The sequence below is a fragment of the Photorhabdus hindustanensis genome (genome assembly GCF_002968995.1).
Classification (GTDB): domain Bacteria; phylum Pseudomonadota; class Gammaproteobacteria; order Enterobacterales; family Enterobacteriaceae; genus Photorhabdus; species Photorhabdus akhurstii.
The window spans coordinates 1-772 of record NZ_PUWT01000207.1; the positions used below are offsets into that span (position 1 = coordinate 1).

At 54.3% G+C, this 772-nt stretch carries 1 rRNA gene; it reads right to left on the reverse strand.

Annotated features, from left to right (window positions below):
* Window positions 1-772: ribosomal RNA gene (locus tag C6H66_RS25375) — 23S ribosomal RNA — on the reverse strand; the annotation flags it as partial.

Consider the following 772-nt stretch of genomic DNA (forward strand, 5'->3'; position numbering starts at 1 on the left):
ATCCGCTAATTTTTCAACATTAGTCGGTTCGGTCCTCCAGTTAGTGTTACCCAACCTTCAACCTGCCCATGGCTAGCTCACCGGGTTTCGGGTCTATACCCTGCAACTCATTCGCCCAGTTAAGACTCGGTTTCCCTGCGGCTCCCCTATACGGTTAACCTTGCTACAGAATATAAGTCGCTGACCCATTATACAAAAGGTACGCAGTCACCCCACCCCAAAACGCTCCACTGCTTGATTAGTGTGTTGGGCGTCGCTGCCGCTCCGCCAACCGTCATCTGAGATGACGTTACGCATTTTGTGCGCCACGCAAAGCGAAACGCTTTGGTGGTGGGGCTCCCACTGCTTGTACGTACACGGTTTCAGGTTCTCTTTCACTCCCCTCGCCGGGGTTCTTTTCGCCTTTCCCTCACGGTACTGGTTCACTATCGGTCAGTCAGGAGTATTTAGCCTTGGAGGATGGTCCCCCCATCTTCAGACAGGATTTCTCGTGTCCCGCCTTACTCGTCGAACTCACAGCCATGCCACCTTCGAGTACGGGGCTGTCACCCTCTCTCGCCGGCCTTTCCAGACCGTTCCTCTGATGCTATGGCTGATGCTGGTTCTGGGCTGCTCCCCGTTCGCTCGCCGCTACTGGGGGAATCTCGGTTGATTTCTTTTCCTCGGGGTACTGAGATGTTTCAGTTCCCCCGGTTCGCCTCATTAACCTATGGATTCAGTTAATGATAGTGCGACGCATCGCACTGGGTTCCCATTCGGACATCGCGGCTAT